Source organism: Hyphomicrobium sp. (genome assembly GCF_041674905.1).
In the GTDB taxonomy this organism is placed as follows: domain Bacteria; phylum Pseudomonadota; class Alphaproteobacteria; order Rhizobiales; family Hyphomicrobiaceae; genus Hyphomicrobium_B.
This window is the reverse complement of record NZ_JBAYUV010000021.1, coordinates 38,905-58,224: the sequence shown is the minus strand read 5'-3', so window position 1 is coordinate 58,224 and position 19,320 is coordinate 38,905. Positions and strand designations below refer to the sequence as shown.

Annotated in this window: 16 protein-coding genes; 10 read left to right on the top strand and 6 right to left on the bottom strand. The window is 62.3% G+C overall.

Annotation, left to right across the window (positions count from 1 at the left end; all coding sequences use genetic code 11):
• Positions 1-323: 323 nt before the first annotated feature.
• Positions 324-1,331: a type I glyceraldehyde-3-phosphate dehydrogenase gene (gene gap / locus WC026_RS10275; RefSeq protein WP_372710829.1), complete on the top strand. Its 1,008-nt coding sequence runs from the start codon at positions 324-326 to the stop codon at positions 1,329-1,331.
• A 91-nt stretch (positions 1,332-1,422) separates the two neighbouring features.
• A complete protein-coding gene (locus WC026_RS10270) occupies positions 1,423-2,457 on the top strand; it encodes a class I fructose-bisphosphate aldolase (protein WP_372710828.1) in 1,035 nt (344 codons plus the stop codon).
• A 91-nt stretch (positions 2,458-2,548) separates the two neighbouring features.
• Here WC026_RS10270 and WC026_RS10265 read toward each other — a convergent pair whose 3' ends face one another.
• Positions 2,549-4,786: a L,D-transpeptidase family protein gene (locus WC026_RS10265; protein WP_372710827.1), complete on the bottom strand. Its 2,238-nt coding sequence runs from the start codon at positions 4,784-4,786 to the stop codon at positions 2,549-2,551.
• 287 nt (positions 4,787-5,073) lie between these two features.
• Between WC026_RS10265 and WC026_RS10260 the strand changes: the two genes are divergently transcribed.
• From WC026_RS10260 to WC026_RS10240, 5 genes are all read left to right on the top strand, one after another.
• The gene (locus WC026_RS10260; RefSeq protein WP_372710826.1) at positions 5,074-5,718 is read left to right on the top strand and encodes a thiamine phosphate synthase; all 645 of its coding nucleotides are present in this window, start codon (positions 5,074-5,076) and stop codon (positions 5,716-5,718) included.
• Positions 5,715-6,797 carry a tetratricopeptide repeat protein gene (locus WC026_RS10255; protein WP_372710825.1) on the top strand — a complete coding sequence of 361 codons (1,083 nt, stop codon included), beginning with the start codon at positions 5,715-5,717 and terminating at the stop codon, positions 6,795-6,797. The genes WC026_RS10260 and WC026_RS10255 overlap by 4 nt, the downstream gene beginning before the upstream one ends.
• A 120-nt stretch (positions 6,798-6,917) precedes the next feature.
• Positions 6,918-7,712 (top strand): inositol monophosphatase family protein, encoded by a 795-nt coding sequence (locus WC026_RS10250; RefSeq protein ID WP_372710824.1) that lies wholly within the window; start codon positions 6,918-6,920, stop codon positions 7,710-7,712.
• Positions 7,713-7,823: 111 nt separating this feature from the next.
• Entirely contained in the window at positions 7,824-8,888 is a 1,065-nt protein-coding gene (locus WC026_RS10245; RefSeq protein ID WP_372710823.1) for a flagellar motor protein MotA, read from the top strand.
• Between the two features lie 4 nt (positions 8,889-8,892).
• Positions 8,893-9,921, top strand: coding sequence for a peptidoglycan -binding protein (locus WC026_RS10240; RefSeq protein ID WP_372710822.1), 1,029 nt, complete (start codon positions 8,893-8,895; stop codon positions 9,919-9,921).
• Positions 9,922-10,161: 240 nt separating this feature from the next.
• On the opposite strand, the gene WC026_RS10235 is transcribed toward WC026_RS10240, so the two are convergent.
• Positions 10,162-11,979, bottom strand: coding sequence for an ABC transporter transmembrane domain-containing protein (locus WC026_RS10235; protein ID WP_372710821.1), 1,818 nt, complete (start codon positions 11,977-11,979; stop codon positions 10,162-10,164).
• A 266-nt stretch (positions 11,980-12,245) separates the two neighbouring features.
• On the opposite strand from WC026_RS10235, the gene rpmE reads away from it, so the two are divergent.
• Positions 12,246-12,470: a 50S ribosomal protein L31 gene (rpmE, locus tag WC026_RS10230; protein ID WP_372710820.1), complete on the top strand. Its 225-nt coding sequence runs from the start codon at positions 12,246-12,248 to the stop codon at positions 12,468-12,470.
• Positions 12,471-12,558: 88 nt separating this feature from the next.
• Here rpmE and WC026_RS10225 read toward each other — a convergent pair whose 3' ends face one another.
• Both WC026_RS10225 and WC026_RS10220 read right to left on the bottom strand, forming a co-directional pair.
• Positions 12,559-13,107: a DUF1465 family protein gene (locus tag WC026_RS10225; protein ID WP_372710819.1), complete on the bottom strand. Its 549-nt coding sequence runs from the start codon at positions 13,105-13,107 to the stop codon at positions 12,559-12,561.
• A 374-nt stretch (positions 13,108-13,481) separates the two neighbouring features.
• Positions 13,482-13,673, bottom strand: a complete 192-nt coding sequence (locus tag WC026_RS10220) for a DUF1192 domain-containing protein (RefSeq protein ID WP_372710818.1) — start codon at positions 13,671-13,673, stop codon at positions 13,482-13,484.
• A 158-nt stretch (positions 13,674-13,831) separates the two neighbouring features.
• On the opposite strand from WC026_RS10220, the gene WC026_RS10215 reads away from it, so the two are divergent.
• Positions 13,832-14,827, top strand: a complete 996-nt coding sequence (locus WC026_RS10215; RefSeq protein ID WP_372710817.1) for an NAD(P)H-quinone oxidoreductase — start codon at positions 13,832-13,834, stop codon at positions 14,825-14,827.
• Between the two features lie 322 nt (positions 14,828-15,149).
• On the opposite strand, the gene WC026_RS10210 is transcribed toward WC026_RS10215, so the two are convergent.
• Entirely contained in the window at positions 15,150-16,004 is an 855-nt protein-coding gene (locus WC026_RS10210; RefSeq protein ID WP_372710816.1) for a TIGR01459 family HAD-type hydrolase, read from the bottom strand.
• Between the two features lie 132 nt (positions 16,005-16,136).
• Positions 16,137-18,215 (bottom strand): EAL domain-containing protein, encoded by a 2,079-nt coding sequence (locus WC026_RS10205; protein ID WP_372710815.1) that lies wholly within the window; start codon positions 18,213-18,215, stop codon positions 16,137-16,139.
• Positions 18,216-18,556: 341 nt separating this feature from the next.
• Between WC026_RS10205 and WC026_RS10200 the strand changes: the two genes are divergently transcribed.
• Positions 18,557-19,303, top strand: a complete 747-nt coding sequence (locus WC026_RS10200; RefSeq protein WP_372710814.1) for an SDR family oxidoreductase — start codon at positions 18,557-18,559, stop codon at positions 19,301-19,303.
• Positions 19,304-19,320: the final 17 nt, after the last annotated feature.

Genomic DNA, 19,320 nt, shown 5'->3' with positions numbered 1-19,320 from the left:
TCAGCCCGCTTCGCGGTGTTGCGTACAGTCATGGCCTCTCTACGCCCTTTCGGGCGACACGATTGACACGCGTATCACCAAAGTCTCGTTTCCTACGTTACGTGCGTATCGTAAACGACGTCAACAAACGACAGCGTGTTTGGGCGCATTCCAGTGAAAAATTGAAGAGCGAACGCGTGGCTCCGGACCTTGCCACATTGACAGAGTCCTATACCGTCACGTTTAAGACCCCTTAAATATCAAGAGAACACGAGAAAGGGTCTGGTCAAACACCGTTCCTGTTTGCACCCGATCTTTCTTCCAGATCTGGAGGATTCCTTAGAATGACAGTGAAGGTGGCGATCAACGGTTTCGGCCGCATCGGTCGCAATGTGCTGCGCGCAATCATCGAGAGCGGACGCACGGATATCGAAGTCGTTGCCATCAACGATCTTGGGCCGGTCGAGACGAATGCGCACCTGCTGCGCTTCGACAGCGTGCACGGCCGCTTCCCACACGACGTGAAAGTCTCGGGCGATACAATCGACGCCGGTCGCGGACCGATCAAGGTGACGGCGATCAAGAACCCGGCTGAGCTGCCGCATAAAGCTCTGGGCGTTGATATCGCGCTCGAATGCACGGGCATCTTCACGTCGAAAGACAAGGCGAAAGCACATCTCGATGCGGGCGCCAAACGCGTGCTCGTTTCGGCTCCGGCCGATGGCGCCGACCTGACGGTCGTCTACGGCGTCAACAACGATAAGCTGACCAAGGATCATCTCGTCGTCTCGAACGCGTCGTGCACGACGAACTGCCTGGCGCCGGTCGCCAAGGTGCTCAATGATTTCGTCGGCATCGACAAAGGCTTCATGACGACGATCCACGCCTACACCGGCGATCAGCCGACGCTCGATACGCTGCACAAGGATCTTTACCGGGGCCGCTCCGCCGCGATGTCGATGATCCCGACTTCGACGGGCGCCGCCAAGGCCGTCGGCCTCGTGCTGCCGGAACTCAACGGACGCCTCGACGGCACGTCGATCCGGGTGCCGACGCCGAACGTCTCGGTCGTCGATTTCAAGTTCGTCGCAAAACGCGAAACGACGAAGGACGACATCAACGGCGCAATCCAGCGCGCCGCGTCGCAGGAACTCGCTGGCATCCTCGGGGTTACCGATCAGCCAAACGTTTCGATCGACTTCAACCACGACGCCCGGTCGTCGATCTTCCATCTCGACCAGACCAAGGTCCTGGACGGCACATTCGTTCGCGTCCTCGCCTGGTATGACAACGAATGGGGCTTCTCGAACCGCATGGCGGACACCGCCGTCGCGATGGGAAAATTGATCTAACTCCTTTATGAAACCTGGACGGGCGCCCCTCACATGGCGCCCGTCGTCGTTCCAAGCGCAAAAACTCTCAAACGGCCATTCGGAGACAAATATGAGCGAGAAAATCGAAGATATCGCCCGCGCTCTCACTGCGCCGGGCAAGGGCATCCTGGCTGCGGACGAAAGCACGAGCACGATCAAGAAGCGGTTCGACACGATCAATCTCGTCTCGACCGAGGACAGCCGTCGCGATTACCGCGAGATGCTTTTCCGCGCGACCGAGGGCATGAAGAATCACGTTTCGGGCGTCATCCTTTACGATGAGACGATCCGCCAGAAGGCGAAGGACGGCACGCCGCTCGTCGACATCATGAAAGCTGCGGGATCGATCCCGGGCATCAAGGTCGACATGGGCGCGAAGCCGCTTGCAGGACTGACGTCCAAGGTCGAGACGATCACGGAGGGCCTCGACGGTCTTCGCGAGCGTTTCGCCGAATATCATAAGCTCGGCGCGCGGTTCGCGAAGTGGCGCGCGGTCATCACGATCGCCGACGGCTATCCGACGTGGAACTGCGTCAAGGCCAACGCGCACGCGCTTGCGCGTTATGCGGCGCTCGCCCAGGAAGCCAACATCGTTCCGATCGTCGAGCCGGAAGTGCTGATGGACGGCGCGCATTCTTCGCACGACATCGACGAATGCTACCGCGTAACGGAGTGGACGCTGCGCACCGTATTCCGCGAGCTTTACGATGCGCGGGTCAATCTCGAAGGCATCGTCTTGAAGCCGAACATGATCATCGCGGGGCAGAAGTCTGCGAAGCAGGCAAGCGCCGCCGAAGTCGCGGAAAAAACCGTGAAGGTTCTGAAGGAAACGGTGCCGGCGGCGGTGCCGGGCATCGCGTTCCTTTCGGGCGGACAGTCGGACGAGGCGGCGACCGAGCATCTGTCGCTGATGAACGCGTCGGGTCCGTTGCCTTGGGCGCTGACGTTCTCTTATGGCCGGGCATTGCAGGCGGCGGCGATCAAGACGTGGGGCGGCAAGTCCGAGAACGTCGCGGCGGGTCAACGTGCGTTCACGCATCGCGCGAAGATGAACGGGCTGGCGGCGCTCGGCAAATGGAGCCAGGCGCAGGAGAAGGCCGCGTAACGAACGCGCCTTTCACCGCGATACGTCTTGCAAAATCAAAAGGGCGGCTCGGAGCCGCCCTTTTTCTTATCAAACGTTCCGGCGAACGGGCTTAGTTCAGGAAGATGCTCGAGAGCGCGTCCTGAAGTGTCGCCGCCGGCGTAATCGGATTTTTCTTAGTGGACGCGGTCTTCTTGTTGTTGCGGCTGTTGCGGGCAACAGGCGGCGCATCACTCATGGAATCCGAACCGTCGCTGATGGCGCCGGGTTGATCGGCTTCTGTCGGATCGATGGCCTCGGGGGCATTGTAACGGACCGGGTGTCCGCGCAGCGCCGACATGACCCGATTGTCGTTGCCATAGAGATCGCCGTAGGTCCGGAGCTGGCCGCTCTCGTCAACGCGCGCCGTGAAATACACAAGGTAGACCGGAACGGGTTTGCTGAGCGTCACGTCGGCGCCGCCGTTCCAAAGCTCTCCGACCTTTTCCGGCGAATAGCCCTTGTCTTCCTGCAAGATGACTTCCGCGGTGCGGCGCGGTTCGCCGACGCGCAAGCAGCCGTGGCTTAACGCGCGACTGGACTGCCCGAACAGGCTGCGCTCGGGCGTATCGTGCATGTAAACGTCGTGGCGGTTCGGAAAGCGGAACTTGACCATGCCGAGGGGGTTATCGGGTCCCGGCGGCTGAACGAAGCTGTAGCTTCTGAGATCCGCCGTGTTCCAGTTGACCGAATTGGGATCGACCGGGCGGCCGTTATACGACACCTGCAGCTTATAAGCCTCGAGGACGCGCGCGCCGCCGCTGCCGCCACCACCGCCACCACCGAAAAGCTGGTCGAAGAAATCAAAGCCGGAGTTCGATGCTTTCCTCAAGCGGGGCGCAAGCTCTTTGGCCTTGATGCCATCGGGCATGCCCCAGCTCGGCCGGAAGATGACGTATTGCAGGTTGGCGGTGAGGACCGGCGTCGGCCACGACGGCTGGCCGACGATCATTCTCTGACTGAGAACGCGATCCTTGCCCTTCCAAATTTCGCTGGTGAACTCGGGGATGTTGTTCATCACGTAGAACGAGCCGAGGTTCTCCGGCAGCCAGCGCCAACGCTCCATGTTGGCAATCAAGCGATCGACGTTGCGTGTCGGATCGATCCTTTTCGACTTGCCGCCACCATTCAACGCATTGCGCACGCCGTTGCCGACGAGACCGTCAGCGGCCAAACCGTTGGCGCGCTGATAATCCTTCACCGCGTCGAGCAAGGCGTCATCGTAGAGATCGTTGCTGTCGGCATCAGCCGACGGAACCTTGAGACGCTGGCGGAGCAGCGCCACCTGATCGTCGCGAACGCCAAGGCGCAGCACCTTACCACGCGGCAGCTTGACCTCTTCGGCGGGATCGGTCGTTGGCTCTTCCTCGACGGTCGCGCCGCGCGCTTTGAGCAGTTCCTGGCGTAGCTTCTCGAAGCCGTCATGACGCGGATTGAGGCCGCGCAGGACCGTGCCGGGATGCGAGGCATCGGCGAGTTCCCGCACCACGGCCTTGGGATCTTTCACCGGCGGCTTCATGTCGAGAATGTTGCTGAGCGATATGGGATCGAGACGGCCGCCACGCGCAAAACGCGCATACTTCAAGGCCGAAAGCGTCAGTTGCGCTTCCGCTGTTCCTTGCGCTTCGACATCGGCGCTGCTTGCGAGATTGGGAACAACGAAATCGGAAGACTCGAGGCCCCAATCGTCCGCCTTCCGAAGCTCGGAGATCACTGATTTGGCTTTTTCGTTGAAGCTGCCGTCGTGGACCCACAACGGCTCCTTGCGGGCGTTGTAGTAGTCGGCGGCAGCGGCGATGTCCGACGAGACGTTGTCCCTGCCGACGAGCGATTTGTCCGCGAGTTTTCGGCGCGCAGCTTCGACGACGGGGCTGACAAGGGTCTCGGGAGCCGCTGCGGCGGCAGCCGGCGGCGTTGACGGCTGAGCTTCCGGTTGCGCAGGAGTTGCCGAGGCCGGTGCGGTAGCGGATTCGGTCGGAGCGGACGCAGCTGGCGTTTCTACAGGCGGCGTTACGGCGGCCGTCGCGGGCGCAGGCTGCGCTTCAGTTGCAGGAGCCGTTTCGGACGGGGTGACAGCAGCGGCCGGAGCCGACTCCGTTACGGGCGCCGACGACCTGGCGGATTCTGGAAGCGCGCTCGTCGTCTGCGGGACAGAAGCCGACGAACCGTTCGACGGCGGAAAATACGTCGTCGTCGCGCCGCTCCCTGACGTTTCGGACCCCGTTTCGGCGGCGAGCGATGCTGCGCCGCCTGCCGAACAGAACGCCAAAACGCCAAAGCTAAGAGCGCGCAGAGCGGAAAGCTTGTTCATTCCCAAATGGCTCCGTTAGGCGAGAAGCACGCCGACGTCAGGTATCCGTCTGACAGTTGGTGAGCCCTCATGTTGGCGGAAAAACGCCGAAAAAATGGGGCTTAAGCGGAACATGGCCCGTTCGCATGGACTGGTAAACCGTGGCCCATGAAAAATCCGGCGAAAAAACAGTGCTGTGTCCCGGAAAACCCTATTTGAGTGTAACGAGAAGTCCTAGGCAATAAAAGTCGTTCTTGTTTCCGCCGCAATCGGCTTCGAAGAGCGATCTCAAATGCGGAGAACCGGGCGTGGCGAGCGAGACAAAGCTCTATCTGGATTATGTGGTGTCGGGACCATTGGCGACGTCTCGCGCCGTGTTGTCGGCGGCACTCGAAGCGGCGCCGGTCGCGAGCCTTTTGATTCGAACGGAAGGTGGCGCAGCTTACGATCTGGAAACGGTTCGCGAGCTGACGGCCATAGCCCAAAAGCAGGGCGTCGCCGTTCTTCTCGGTGACGTGGCTCATGCCCGCGATCTCGGCGCTGATGGCGTTCACGTCTTCTGGAGCGCCGATGTCGTCGAAAGCTTCAGAAGCGTTCGACAGGCCGCTGGCCGGGAATTGATCGTCGGGGCGGACGCGGGCCGAACGCGTGACGACGCCATGCAGATCGGCGAAGCGGACAGCGACTATGTTGCATTCGGAATTCCTGCGCATGTCGAGGATCGCGCCCGCGCCGCGCGACGGCAGCTCGACTTGGTCGCGTGGTGGAGCGAGGTGTTCGAGATTCCGTGCGTGGCGCTCGATGTTGCAGATGCCGATCATGCGCGCGCCCTTGCTGGTGCCGGAGCGGACTTCGTCGGCGTTACGATCACGGCGGACCAATCGGTTTCAGAGGTCTTGGCCCGCATCCGGGCCTACGGCGAAGCGGTTTCGGCACACGAGGACGTCAGGTGAAGCGTAACGGCAAACTCATTCGACGTTTTGGGGCGACGGCGCTGCTGCTCACCCTGGCAGGTCCGCTCGCGGCCGAGACCAGCTCATGGTCCGCGCGTGAAACGTCAGTGCCGAAATCAACGCCTTCCACTTCACCTCTGCCGCCGCCGAGGGCGCCTTCGCCTGCAGCCGCACAGGATTCCGGGGCGACAGGCATCAAGAAAGCGATCCCGTCGCTGGTTCCCGCGACCGGCGATAATGCCGCCTACATGGCGTTCGATCAGGGCCAGTATCTGACGGCGTTGAAGCTCGCGGAGGAAGCGGCACAGCGCGGCGAAGCGCAGGCCAACACGCTCATCGGGCGTATCTACGGCGAAGGTCTCGGCGTTCAGAAGGACGAGCGGAAAGCCTACGATTACTACATGAAAGCGTCGCAGCTTGGCGACGTGCAGGGATCGTTCGCGGCGGCGATCGCTCTCGCGGAAGGTCGCGGCATCAAGAAGGATCGCAAGGTCGCAGCCGAGCTTTTCGAAAAAGCGGCACTCACGGGAAACGCCGAAGCCAACTACAATCTCGGAATGCTGTTCCTCAAGGGGGATGGCAAACCGCAGAGCCCGATCCGGGCGTTTCAACACATCCGATACGCGGCGGAGAAAGGCGTCCCCGAGGCGCAATACGATCTCGCCGAACTCTATCAGACGGGCACCGGCACCGAAGCCAATGCGCTCGAAGCGGCGCGCTGGCTGTCACGCGCGGCCGAGCAAGGGCTGACACCGGCGCAATACGACTACGCGGTCAAACTGTTACAGGGCTTCGGCCTTTCGAAGGATGAGTCGAAGATCGCGGTGCTGATGAAGGCGGCGGCCGACAAAGGCGTTCCGGGCGCACAGAACCGCATGGCCTATCTCTATCGCGACGGCATCAAGGTTGAGAAAGACCCGGTCGAAGCGGCCACATGGCGTCTGATCGCGAAGAAAAACGGCTTTGAAGACAAAGAGCTCGACACGATGGTCGCCAAGCTGCCGAAGGCGCAGCGGCAGAGAGCCGAAGCGGCGGCTTCGGCCTGGCACGACCACATTCAGGTGGGTTCCGCGCCTTAACGCCGCTCGCGGCGTCCGCGTAAACCTCCAAGCCCTTGCAAGCCTTGCTTGTTGTTGGGAGAGGGGCTAGAGCCCCCCTTTGCCCGCCATTTTGCGCCTCGCGCCCGGACCTTCATCCCGATGAGCAACGTATCGCCCACTCTCAACGTCATGATTACGGCAGCCCGCAAGGCCGGACGCAGCCTCGCCCGCGACTTCGGCGAGGTCGAGCAGCTGCAGGTTTCGATCAAGGGACCGGCGAATTTCGTGTCGGTCGCCGACCACAAAGCGGAAGACATCATTTTCAAGGAACTGTCGAAAGCGCGGCCGGGATACGGATTCCTGATGGAAGAGCGCGGCGAAATCGAAGGCGCCGACAAAACGCATCGCTGGATCGTCGATCCGCTCGACGGTACGACGAACTTCCTGCACTCCAATCCGCTGTTCGCCATTTCGATCGCGCTCGAACGCGAGGGACAGTTGATCGCGGGCGTCATCTATAATCCCGCCAGCGACGAGCTTTTTACCGCGGAAAAGGGCAAGGGCGCCTACATGAACGACCGGCGCCTGCGCGTCGCATCGCGCAAAACGCTGGGGGACTCGCTCGTCACGACCGGCATTCCGCACCGGGGCCGTGCCAACCATTCCCGGTTCCTGAAAGAGATGGGAACGATGATGCAGGAAGTTGCGGGCATCCGGCGGTCAGGATCGGCCGCTCTCGATCTCGCATTCGTGGCGGCGGGCCGCTTCGACGCCTACTGGGAGCACGGCCTGCAGCCCTGGGATATCGCGGCCGGGATCGTCATGATGCGGGAAGCGGGAGGAATCGTCAGCGATCTCAGCGGAAGCGATAAATTCCTGGATAACGGAGATATTCTTGCCGCGAACCCGACGCTTCATAAGGCGTTCGGTGCAATACTTTTTAATAAGCCGTGAGCTGAGACGCGAACGCGACGCGGTTTCGGCATGATGTTGCCGGTTTTCGATGGGAGAGGCATGCGCTAAGGTTTGGTGTTAGACCGCGGGGGACGTTCGGGGAGACCACCAATGGCCAAGATACGCCCGGGCGATACCGCGGCACTCGCACCGGTTTCGCGCCGTTTGACACCGCCAGGTGTCTTTTTGCTGCGCATGACGATATTCTTGACGCTTGTCGGCTTTCTGGCCGCCATTCTGTTCGATCAGCTGAAGCATTCGTTCCTGAACAATCCGGGACTCAACGGGCTGATCGTCGGCGCGTTGCTGCTCGGCATCATTTACGCCTATCGCCAGGTCTTCCGGCTCTATCCCGAAATTCGCTGGGTCAACGCCTTCCGCATCGCCGATCCCGGCCTCTCGATCAGCGCCAAGCCCGTGCTGCTCGCGCCGATGGCGACCATGCTGCGCGACCGGACCGGAACGATCTCGCTGTCGACAGCGGCGATGCGCTCGTTCATGGATTCGATCGGCTCGCGTCTGGACGAAGCGCGCGATACCGGCAGGTACATGGTCGGGCTGCTCGTGTTCCTCGGGCTGCTCGGAACCTTCTGGGGCCTGCTCGAGACGATCCAGTCGGTCGGCCACGCCATCGATACGCTCGACACGAAAGCGTCCGATAACGTTCAGCTCTTCAGCGATCTGAAGGCGGGACTTTCCGCTCCTCTGAAGGGCATGGGCACCGCGTTTTCGTCGTCGCTGCTCGGGCTTTCGGGCTCGCTCATTCTGGGCTTCCTCGAACTGCAGGCCAGTCACGCGCACAACCGTTTCTATAACGAACTCGAAGAATGGCTGTCGGGCATCACCGAGCTGACGCCGGGTGGCACCGCGTTGGGCTCGAGCGATTACGTCAACCGCCAGCTTCTCGGCGCGGTCGTCGACATGCAGAAGGCGCTGGAAGATTTCACGGCCCGTCTCGGCGAGCAGCCCGTCGTTCCGCCGCGCATGCTGGGCCAGCCGCAGGCCGCCAATCCGGAAGAGGTTCGCGACCTCGCGCGCGGCGTCAATCAACTCGTGACGCAGATGCGCTCCGAGCAGAAAGTCGTTCGCGAATGGGTCGACGAACAGGCGCAACAGCAGGCGGAAGTTGCGAGCATGCTGAAGAATCTCGCAGACGCAATGAAGCGCGGAGACTAAGACGATGGCGCGCGGACGCTCCCGCCGCGGCGGAGAATACGGCGAGTTCTGGCCAGCCTACGTCGACGTGCTTTCGACGCTGCTGCTCGTCGTCACGCTTCTGATGTCGATCTTCATGATCGCGCAGTATTTTTCCGCCGAGGAAGCGTCGGGAAAAGATTCGGCGCTAAAGCGCCTGACGCGGCAGATCAGCGAACTGACATCGATGCTGTCGCTCGAAAAGGGCAAGGCGCAATCCTCGCAAGACGAGCTGGCGGCGCTGCAGGCAACACTGTCGAGCCTGAAGACGGAGAACGACAAGCTGACCGGCGTCGGACTTGGAGCCGACGAGCGGGCGAAGGCGGCGGAGGGCAAGATTTCGGGGCTGAGCTCGGATCTTCAGTCGCAAAAAAACATTTCGGATGAAGCGCTGTCGAAAGTCGATCTTTTGAATCAGCAGCTCATCGCGCTGCGGCGGCAGATCGCGGGCTTGAGCGATGCGCTCGACGCGGCCGACAAGAAGGGCACCGAAAGCGACAAGACGATCAAGGATCTCGGCGCGCGCCTCAACGCGGCTCTGGCGCAGCAGGTGCAGGAGCTGAAGCGCTATCGCTCGGACTTCTTCGGGCGACTGCGGGAGCTGCTGAAGGATCGCAAGGACATTCGCGTTGTCGGCGACCGCTTCGTCTTTGAATCGGAAGTTCTGTTTTCCTCGGGCTCGGCGACGCTGACGCCGGAAGGCATGTCGGCGATGGATCAGATCGCGGAGGCGATCCTCGAACTACAAAAGGAAATTCCGGGCGACATCGACTGGGCGTTGCAGATCAACGGCCACACCGATGCGCGTCCGATTTCGAACCCGCAATATCCGTCGAACTGGGAACTATCGACGGCGCGCGCGGCTTCCGTCGTCAAATATCTGGTGTTGCGCGGCGTTGCGGCCGATCGGCTGGTCGCGGCGGGCTATGGCGAATTTCAACCGGTTGATGCCGGCAACTCGGAAGAGGCTTACCAGCGCAACCGGCGTATCGAGCTGAAGCTGACCAGCCGCTGAGAATTTCACCCTGTGGCTACACGTGCCGCTGCGATGAGAGACGGCCAGGATCGCGCTGCGCGGGTTTACTGAACGCCGAGCGTCGTCAGAATCCAATCCACGCCCTGCCCGCCATTGTACGACATATCGTAGGCAAAGGCGGCGAAGAGAATGACGATGGCGAGCAATCCTCTCATGCGACCATTCCAGCACGACAGGCATTAATCTGTAGTTAAGCTCTGCCGACGACGCGCGGCGAAGTTATTCGGCGGCTTCGCGGCCGAACTGAAGCTCGGCGAGGCGCGCGTATGTGCCGTTCCGGCGAACAAGCTCGGCGTGCGTTCCGGCTTCGACGATGCGGCCTTTTTCCATGACGAGGATGCGGTCGGCCTTCTGCACGGTTGCGAGGCGGTGGGCGATCACCAGCGTCGTGCGATCCGTCACCAGTCCGTCGAGAGCGTGCTGCACGGCGTGCTCGCTTTCGGCATCGAGCGCGCTCGTCGCTTCGTCGAGGAGCAGGATCGGGGCATTCTTCAAAATGGCGCGGGCAATGGCGATGCGCTGACGCTGGCCGCCCGACAGCAGCGCGCCGCGCTCGCCGAGCTTGCAGTCGTAGCCGCCGGGCAGCGCGCTGATGAATTCGTCGGCCTGCGCGGCGATCGCTGCCTGGCGAATTTCCGCCAGCGTCGCACCGGGCGTGCCGTAACGAATATTTTCGGCGACGGTGTCGGCAAACAATGCGACGTCCTGCGGGACGAGAGCGAGCCTCCGGCGAAGGTCGGCAAGATCAGTGCTGGCGACGTTGACGCCGTCGACGTCGACGGCTCCGGCACTCGGATCATAGAAACGCAGCAGCAGATTGAAGATCGTCGTCTTGCCCGAGCCGGACGGCCCGACCAGAGCGATCGTCTCGCCAGGCCTGACGTTGAACGAAACGCCGTCGAGAGCCTTTTCGTCCCGGCGGGTCGGATAGGAGAACGTCACGTTCTCGAAGGCGACGGTGCCGAGCGGCGGCTCTGGAAGCGGCACAGGCTTTTCGGGCGCGCGGATTTCCGGGATCGTCGCCAGCATTTCCGAAAGCCGTTCGGCGGCGCCAGCGGCCTGGGTGATCTCGCCCCAAACTTCCGAGAGTTCGGCGAGCGCGCCCGCCGCGAACAGCGCGTAGAGAACGAACTGGCCGAGGCGTCCCGCCGTCATGTTGCCGGCGATGACGTCGGACGCGCCATACCAGAGCACGCCCGTGATGCTCGCGACCGTCAAAAAGATCGCGACGCCGGTCAGCGCGGCGCGTGCACGCATCCGCTGGCGGGCGGCATCGAAGGCGCGCTCGACGGCGCTGCTGAAGCGCGCCGTGACGGCCTGCTCATTGACGTAGGCCAGCATCGTGCGATGCGCGGCGAGATTTTCGGCGGCATAGGCCGAGGCGTCGCCAAGCGTGTCCTGCGCCGTCCGCGACAGGCGGCGAACGAGGCGGCCGAAACCGACCAGCGGCAGAACGATGACCGGGATCGCAATCAACACGAGCAATGAAAGCTTGCCGCTCGAGACGAACATCATCACGAGCGCGCCGATCAGCATGATGAAATTGCGCGCAGCCTGGCTCAGCGACGACCCGGCGACGGCTTTGATCTGCGTCGTGTCCGCCGTCAGGCGGCTCATGATTTCGCCGGAGTGGTTGACGTCGAAATAGGCCGGTCCGAGCGTCGAAAGCTGCGCAAAAACCTTGGTGCGCAGATCGGCAACCACGCGTTCGCCGATCCAGTTGACGAAATAGTAGCGCGCGGGGCTCGCGATCGCGAGCAGCAGGCCGATGGCGATCAGCGTCAGGAAGTAGCTGTTGATCAGCTCTGAATCGTGCGCGGCGAAACCGCTATCGATCATGCGGCGGACGGCCATTGGCACCGCCAGCATCGCAACCGCCGACAGGACGACCGCGATAATTGCGCCCCAGAGCGCGCCTTTGTGCGCCAGAATCAGAGGCTTCAGAGCGAGGAGCGGTTTTAGCGACGCGCGGCCTTGCGAGGCTGCCTCGCCCGACGACGTCTCCCCGCGGCCCAAATTAGTCGTTTCGCTGCCCATCGGCTTTTTTATTCCAATGCTCGGGGAAACATAGGCGTTTCAACCCTTAAAGCCGCTCCGGACCATGCCCGAGGCTAAGCCCCGGCTCAAGAGACAATGGGCCGCTGCCGCCCGTTCCGGGCGCGTCCAGAGTGCGACTTTCCGGCCTTGTGCGGTGCCCTCTTTCCGGGTACACAGCAGCCAATTCAGTCCCTTTGCAATCTAAAGGGCCGGAGCTTTCTCGGAGCTTCGCCGCCAGCAACGCATTTTCAAGACGGACTACCGCCATGAAGAAAGACGCCGATCTCCACCCTGATTATCATCAGATCAAAGTCGTGATGACCGACGGGTCGGAATTCACCACCTACTCGACCTACGGCAAAGAGGGCGACAAGCTGACCCTCGACATCGACCCGAACACGCACCCGGCCTGGACGGGCGGCGACCAGAAGCTGATGGACCGCGGTGGCCGTCTGTCGCGCTTCAAGAAGAAGTTCGAGGGCATGTTCTGATCGCCGCATCGCGAGCAGGATTAGAGTTTCGCAATAAAAAGGCCCGGTTCGATGACCGGGCCTTTTTAAATCTGGAAGTTGTCAGCGCTTAGCTGAGCTTGCTCGCGAAGGCGCGCTCAAGCAGCCCGACCTGCTGGGCAACGGGATTAGCGGCGCCGGTCAATGCATCGCTATCGTCCGGCTTCGACATCGCGCGGTCGAGTTGAGAGATGCGATCGTGGAGAGCAAAGCTTTCCTCGATCAGACCTTTGAGGCCGTTCGGCAGATCGGGGAAACCCTTCACGTGCGAGGGACGGCCGAAGGCCTGGAGCTTCACGCGTCGGCGCTTCTTCTGCGCCTCTTCGTCCGTGATCTCCCCCTCGCGCAAGGCGCGGCGGATAAGAAGCCACGAGGCGAGATCGAGGAGACGGGTCGTCAGCCGCATGCTCTCGGTCGCATAGAGCACGCCCGCAGGACCGTTCAGATTCTTTGCTTCCTTGCGGCCCGGACCGTCGAGATAGCTCGCCGTGCGCTCGACCAGCGCCATGCCTTCGCGGAAGATATGGTCAAACTGCTCGGAGCACTGAAAGCGCTCTCCGAACGAGACCGTTATGGCGCCGCTTTGCCGCGCGCCGTCGACGCTGAATACGTTACTCATGACCCTCAACGATACAAACGCTTACCCGTCCGCTGTTGCTATCACGAACTGACAGTAGGGCACCATAGTTAATAAGAACGCCCAAAACGGGGCACTTTTTTCGACCCTGTGGACAATGCAAAAAAAGAGCCGCCCATTTTGATGGGCAGCTCGAAAGTCAACAGGAGGCGTCAAACAAGCGGCCGAGGGGCCGCTTCAATCCAGATGGCCCGGATCGACGCTGACTGTGCCTCGATATGCTTAAGTTCGGGTTAAGCGGACGTTGCGATACGGCAATGCGATCTTTAGAAATGCGGAGAGGCTGTGACGTCGCGAGCACGCGCATTTTATTAAGCGCGATACTCGGCATTCGATGGAACCGTTTAACTCTCGCTTCATGATTTAAAAAGCGCCTGCGCCGCGGCTTCATGCTTGCGCTTCTTGTCGAGCTCGACCCGCACGCGCTCGATTTCAGACTGAAGATCGGTGATCCGCATTTCGAGTTCCGCGACGGACAGCGCCGATAGGTTTTCACCGATCACAACGCCACTCGGCTTCTTTGCCGGCATCAGGTCATCAAGGTCCACTGGCGCCACCTCCGCGCTGCGCTTCATCCTGCATGGAGAGTAGCCAAGCTTGCCCGCGCGGTCGAGGCGCGCCGAGCCTTCGTGACGCGTTGGCCCGCCTTGCAGGGGGCGATGCGAGGGTGCATTGCTCGCGCACGCACACAATGAAAGATCACCCAATGAGCCTTCCAACCTCCATGAAAGCCCTTGTCATCGAAGGAAAAGGCGGACCGGACGTGCTGCAATTGCGCGACGTTCCCGTACCGGCGCCGGGCGCGGGCGAGGTGCTGATCAAAGTTGCGGCAGCAGGCGTCAACCGGCCGGACGTGCTGCAACGGCAGGGAAATTACCCAGCGCCGAAAGGGCATTCCGAGCTTCCGGGCCTCGAGGTTGCGGGTGTCGTTGCCGCTCTCGGTAACGGCGTCGATAGGTTTTCGGTGGGCGACAGCGTGCTCGCGCTGACGCCAGGCGGCGGCTATGCGGAATACGCCGCCGCGCCCGCGGTCTGCTGCATTCGCAAGCCCGACACGCTGTCCTTCACTGACGCGGCGGCGATCCCGGAGACGTTCTTCACGGTCTGGCACAACGTCTTCGAGCGCGGTGCGCTTAAAGCGAGCGAGACGTTTCTAGTTCACGGCGGCACGAGCGGTATCGGCGTGACCGCCATCCAGCTTGCGAAAGCCTTTGGCGCGCGCGTCATCACGACGGTCGGATCGGACGAGAAGTGCGCCGCCGCACGCGCGCTCGGCGCGGACATTGCGATCAATTACCGGAGCCAAGATTTTTCGGAAGTCGTCAAAGCCGAAACGGGCAAGCGTGGCGTCGACGTCATCCTCGACATGGTCGGCGGCGACTACATCGACAAGAACATCCGCGCGCTGGCCGACGACGGGCGTCTCGTCAACATCGCGTATCAGAAGGGTTCGACAGCGACGATCGACTTCATCCGCGTGATGCTGAAGCGGCTGACGATCACCGGCTCGACGCTGCGCATCCGCTCGAACGACGTGAAGGGTGGCATCGCGCGTGCTCTGGAAGAGAAAGTCATTCCCCTCGTCGCGTCGGGACAGATCAAGATCCCGGTCGACAGCACGTTTCCGCTGGCGCGCGCGGCGGACGCTCACGCGCGCATAGAGTCGAGCGAGCACATCGGCAAGATCGTGCTGACCATTTAGGTGTCGTGGATGGCCGCCGTCGCGGCCATGACAATGGAGAGGCGGCTGGCTATTGGCAAAAGCCTTGACGCATTCTCACAGCTGCAGCGTGACGAGAGACCCATCATACGTCGTTCTTCTCACGTCATGGCCGCGACGGCGGCCATCCACGTTAGGTCGTCAAAACGCTCTCATGCGCGGCAACGCGGGATCAGACAAATTTTGTGAGGATGACTTTGTCGTGGATGGCTGTCTGCGCGGCCATGACGGAAAATGACGGAGCAGCCGAGCGTTAGCCCTTCGCCTTGGGCGTGCCCGCGCTGTGCCCGTCGGGCGATGCGATCTACCAAGAAAAACTGTTCATGACGGCGATGGGTTGTGACGAGGCCGATGCGAACAGGCGCGCAGCGGCGTCGCCGATGTCCTCGCCGGTTTTCACGTCAACGCCGCTCGCAATAAAGACAGAGCGAATGCCGAAATTGGCGGCGCCCGCGATATCGGTTGAGACGCCGTCCCCAATCGCGAGCACGCGGTCTTTCGCGACCGGCTTGCCGCGCGTGTCGCCGCCGAGTTCCAGCGCCAGATCGTAGATCGGCTGAAACGGCTTGCCGGCGTAACTGACGTTACCGCCCAGCGCTTCGTAGGCGCGCGCAATCGCGCCCGCGCAATAGATCAGGCGTCCGCCGCGTTCGACCTTTTGATCCGGATTGGCGCAGATCATCGGCACGTCGCGGGATTTGAGGTTTGCGAGCATGTGCGCATAATCGGCGGGCGTCTCCTTCTCGTCATCGTACAAGCCGGTGCAGACGGCGACCGCCGCGTCCGCGACGCCGGCTCCAGGCGTTGCCTGCAGATTGGCAAACACCGGCAAGTCCCGTTCCGGTCCGATGTGGAGGATCGGCTCGCCCGCCCATTCCTCGATGAGGCTGCGCGAGACATCGCCGGAACTGACGATGCCGTCATAAGCGGAGCGCGCGACGCCGATGCCGTCGAGCTGAAGGGCAACGCTTTCGCGCGGGCGCGGCGAGTTGGTGACGAGCAGGATCGTGCCGCCTTGCCGCCTGAATGCTTCGCACGCGGCGACGGACGACGCATAGGGGCGCACGCCGTCGTGCATGACACCCCAGATATCGACGAACCAAAGATCCGCCGTTACAGCGAGCGGCGCGATCGATTGCAGAACTGGAATTGCGTTCATTGATGATCCAGGAGCCTCCGCGCGCCGGACGCCGGCTCGCGCAGTGCCCTATAGCGTCCCGAGATCGACCTGTCATCGGCGCGGAGTTGCGTGACGGACGGCACTGCGATGCGCCGTCCGCTCGATCACGTCTTAAGCGGCGGCGGACTGATTGGACGGGCCAGTCAACATCACTTGGCGCGGAACGCCGAACAGCGCGCCCTGTCCGAGGTCGACGCCGATCTCCAGCAGGCGCTTCTGCGTTTTCGCATCGGCGATGCCGGTTGCGACGATCGACAGACCCGCCAGCCTCGCACGCTGGTAGATTTCGTCGGCCGCGACAAAGCGATCTGGCGCGGTGAAGCCGTCGAAGACGACGTGCGACGGCAGACGGATGAAACCGAAGCCCGCCACCGCCAGAGCCGCGAAATCGGTGCGCATGTGCTCGATGCCGTCGAGCGCAAAGCGGAAGCCATAGGCGTGCATGTCGCGAATGGCCTGCCAGACCGAGGGCGTGAACGCATCGATGGCGCGCTGCGTCAGCAGCACGACGAGTTGCGTCGCAACCTTCGGGCGGGCCCCGTACACCTGCGCAATCGTTTCGAGGAACGCGCGCTCAGACAGCGAACTGCCCATGATTTCAACCAGCAGCGAGCCGTCCTTGTCGCGCGCTTCCATACGCAGCGACAGTGCGGCGGCGCGCTGAAGCCGCTCGCTGTCAAACTTCGCCGCGAGGTCCGGACCGACGAGCGCGAACTCGTCTTCCCGCGCGTCGAGGCGAGTGCCGTCCGGCGAACGCGGCGCGACGGTCATTTCGTAATGGTTCACGGCGTGCTCGGACAACGTCACGATCGGCGCGAGAAATACGTCGACCGCAGAGCTTTCGATGGCCTGCGCAAGCTCCCGTCCGTGCGGCGGGGGCGCGGCAGGTGGCGCGCTGTTCATGCCGAAGTCGATCAACGGACGCTCGGGAAGCGGCAATTCATGATGATGCGGTTCATGGTGCGACGCTGCTTCGGGCTCGGGTTTTTTCGGACTGTGGTCGGCGCCAGCGATGCGCTCGGCCGTCGCCGGAATGACGAGTTCGCCGAGGTCCGGCAACGACGCGGGCTGGGGCGAAGAAGTCTTGTGAGAGGGCGTTGAGGCCGGCTCAGGCATCGCGGATTTCGGGATGAATTCACCAAGACCGCCCGGCCGCTCGCGCATCGTGGTTGCAGCCGCCTTGAGCGCGCCAATCGAATGCTCGATTGCGTCGGTCGTCGGCGTCGAACGCATGTCAGGGCGCAGCGGCTTCGCTGACGGCCGTGCTGCCTCGACGAAGTTCACCTCATCGGCAAGCTCGCGGATCTTGCGCTGCACGAGTTCGAGATCACCTTCGACCGTGGTCGCGCCGCGCGCTACTGCCGACGCACCCTGCGCAGGGGCTTCGGAGCGCGGGCGGAACGACCACTGATCGCGGATCATCTCGACGCCGCCCGCCGGACGTTCTTCGCGCGCAGCATCGATGCCCAACGAGGGCGCGGCGCTGCCCGATGGCGGGAGACGCATTCCCGTCAGATCAATTGAAGTATCGTTTAACGATGTTTCGCCCGCCGCTTGTTCAGCGGCTGGCATGGCGCCGCGAAGCGGCGGAACGGACATACGGCCGTGGATCGGCGCGGAGGCGACGTCGGAGTTGGCAGCGGGCCGCTGCGGCGCGACTGCCGGTCCGGCCCCTAATGGCGCAGATCGCGCAACGGCTGCGGCCGCCGACTTCGCAGCTTCAGAAGCTGTCGTCGCGGATGGGAAATCCAGCTGACGCTGTTCGCCGCCTGCACTCGTCGCGGGCGAAAGTTTCATGCCGCGAAGCGCGGTGGGACGTTGCGGCTTTGCACTTTGAAAGCGGGCACGCGCCAGCTCTGCTTTCAGTTCATTGATCTGGGCCGACTTCTGCACCTGCTTGTGGATCAGCATGAACAGCATCCAGGCGCCGACGCCCGCGCCGATGGCCATGCCCAGCGGCAATCCGAACTGCGCGTAAAGCATCGTCGAGACCGCGCAGGCCACAACCGCGATGCTCAAGAGCACGAAGCCATCTCGCGGGCCTGCCTGTTTTTTCGGTTCTGCCGTGGCATCGGGTTTCGACGCGGCTTCCGCACCCGGCGTACTTGGCGCGCCTAGCGCCCCAGGAACGCCCGGCGCACCTGGGGTTGCAGGTGCTGCCGAAAGCTTCGTTTCGTCTTGTCTTCTCATGGTCTTCAGGCCGCCCATCGATTCGTCTCTAACAAGCTTCGCAGGCTCGGGAAGCGAGATGCAATGCAGCGCACGGGACCTATCACCAAGTTTCAATAGACTAAGCCACGTTCGGCTCGATTCCCACCGCGTGCGGCGCACGTCAGTCACACATCAGGATCGGGGTGCAGCTTGCGAGTCTCGGTGCAAAGCCGCAAATCCGCCCTTGACCTGTCGCCTGCGCACCCGAATCGGGGCGCTGTTTAGGTCTCGTTAGGCGAATCGCCGTGGTATCGTACGACCGACAGCGCCTCTCGCGTTCGCCGGTATTGCGTTATCTGTTGAGCAGGGGATCAAGCGCCATGTACATGGATCGTGTCAGTACGAGTAGCGACGGGTATGTCACGAGTGAGTTCGCGCAGGCGCGCATCCTCATTACAGGTCTTACGGCGACATCGGGCATCGACATCGCGCGGTCTTTCGCCGATCTCCAGGCGCGGCTGATCGTTCATACCGCCGAGCTTTCCCCTGAACTGATCGAACTTGCAGCCGTCCTGACGCAGACGGCCGGCGACATTCGCCTGCATACGCAGAACATCTCCAGCGCCGACAACGCCGCTGCCTTTGCGCAAACATCGGCGCAGGCCTATGGCGGGCTCGACGCAGCTATCAACATGGCTTCGATTTCCATGGATGAGCTTGCGGTCGTGAAGCGCGACAGCGATCTCGAAAGGCTCATAACCGGGAAGCTTTCGCCGCTCGCGCAACTGACGCGCATCATCGCCAATCGCATGTGCCTCATTTTGAGCGAAGGCCTCATTCTTAACGTCCTGAAGATGCCCCATCCCACGAGCGCGCGGGATTCCGCGGTCGCGGGGTATGCGCGCACCGCGCTCGCTTCGATGACGGCGAATGAAGCGCGGAGCTGGGCCGGTCAGGGCATCCGCGTCAACGCTGTCGGACCTTGCGTCGTCGGAGACAGCGGGTTCAACGACGGCGCCGTTCTGACGAACGAACCCGACGTCGCGACCCTTGCGCTTTATCTCGCATCGCACAAAGGACGGAGCCTGTCGGGGCATGTTTTCGATGGCGACGGCATGGCGTGCTGAAACCGCGCAATTGCTTT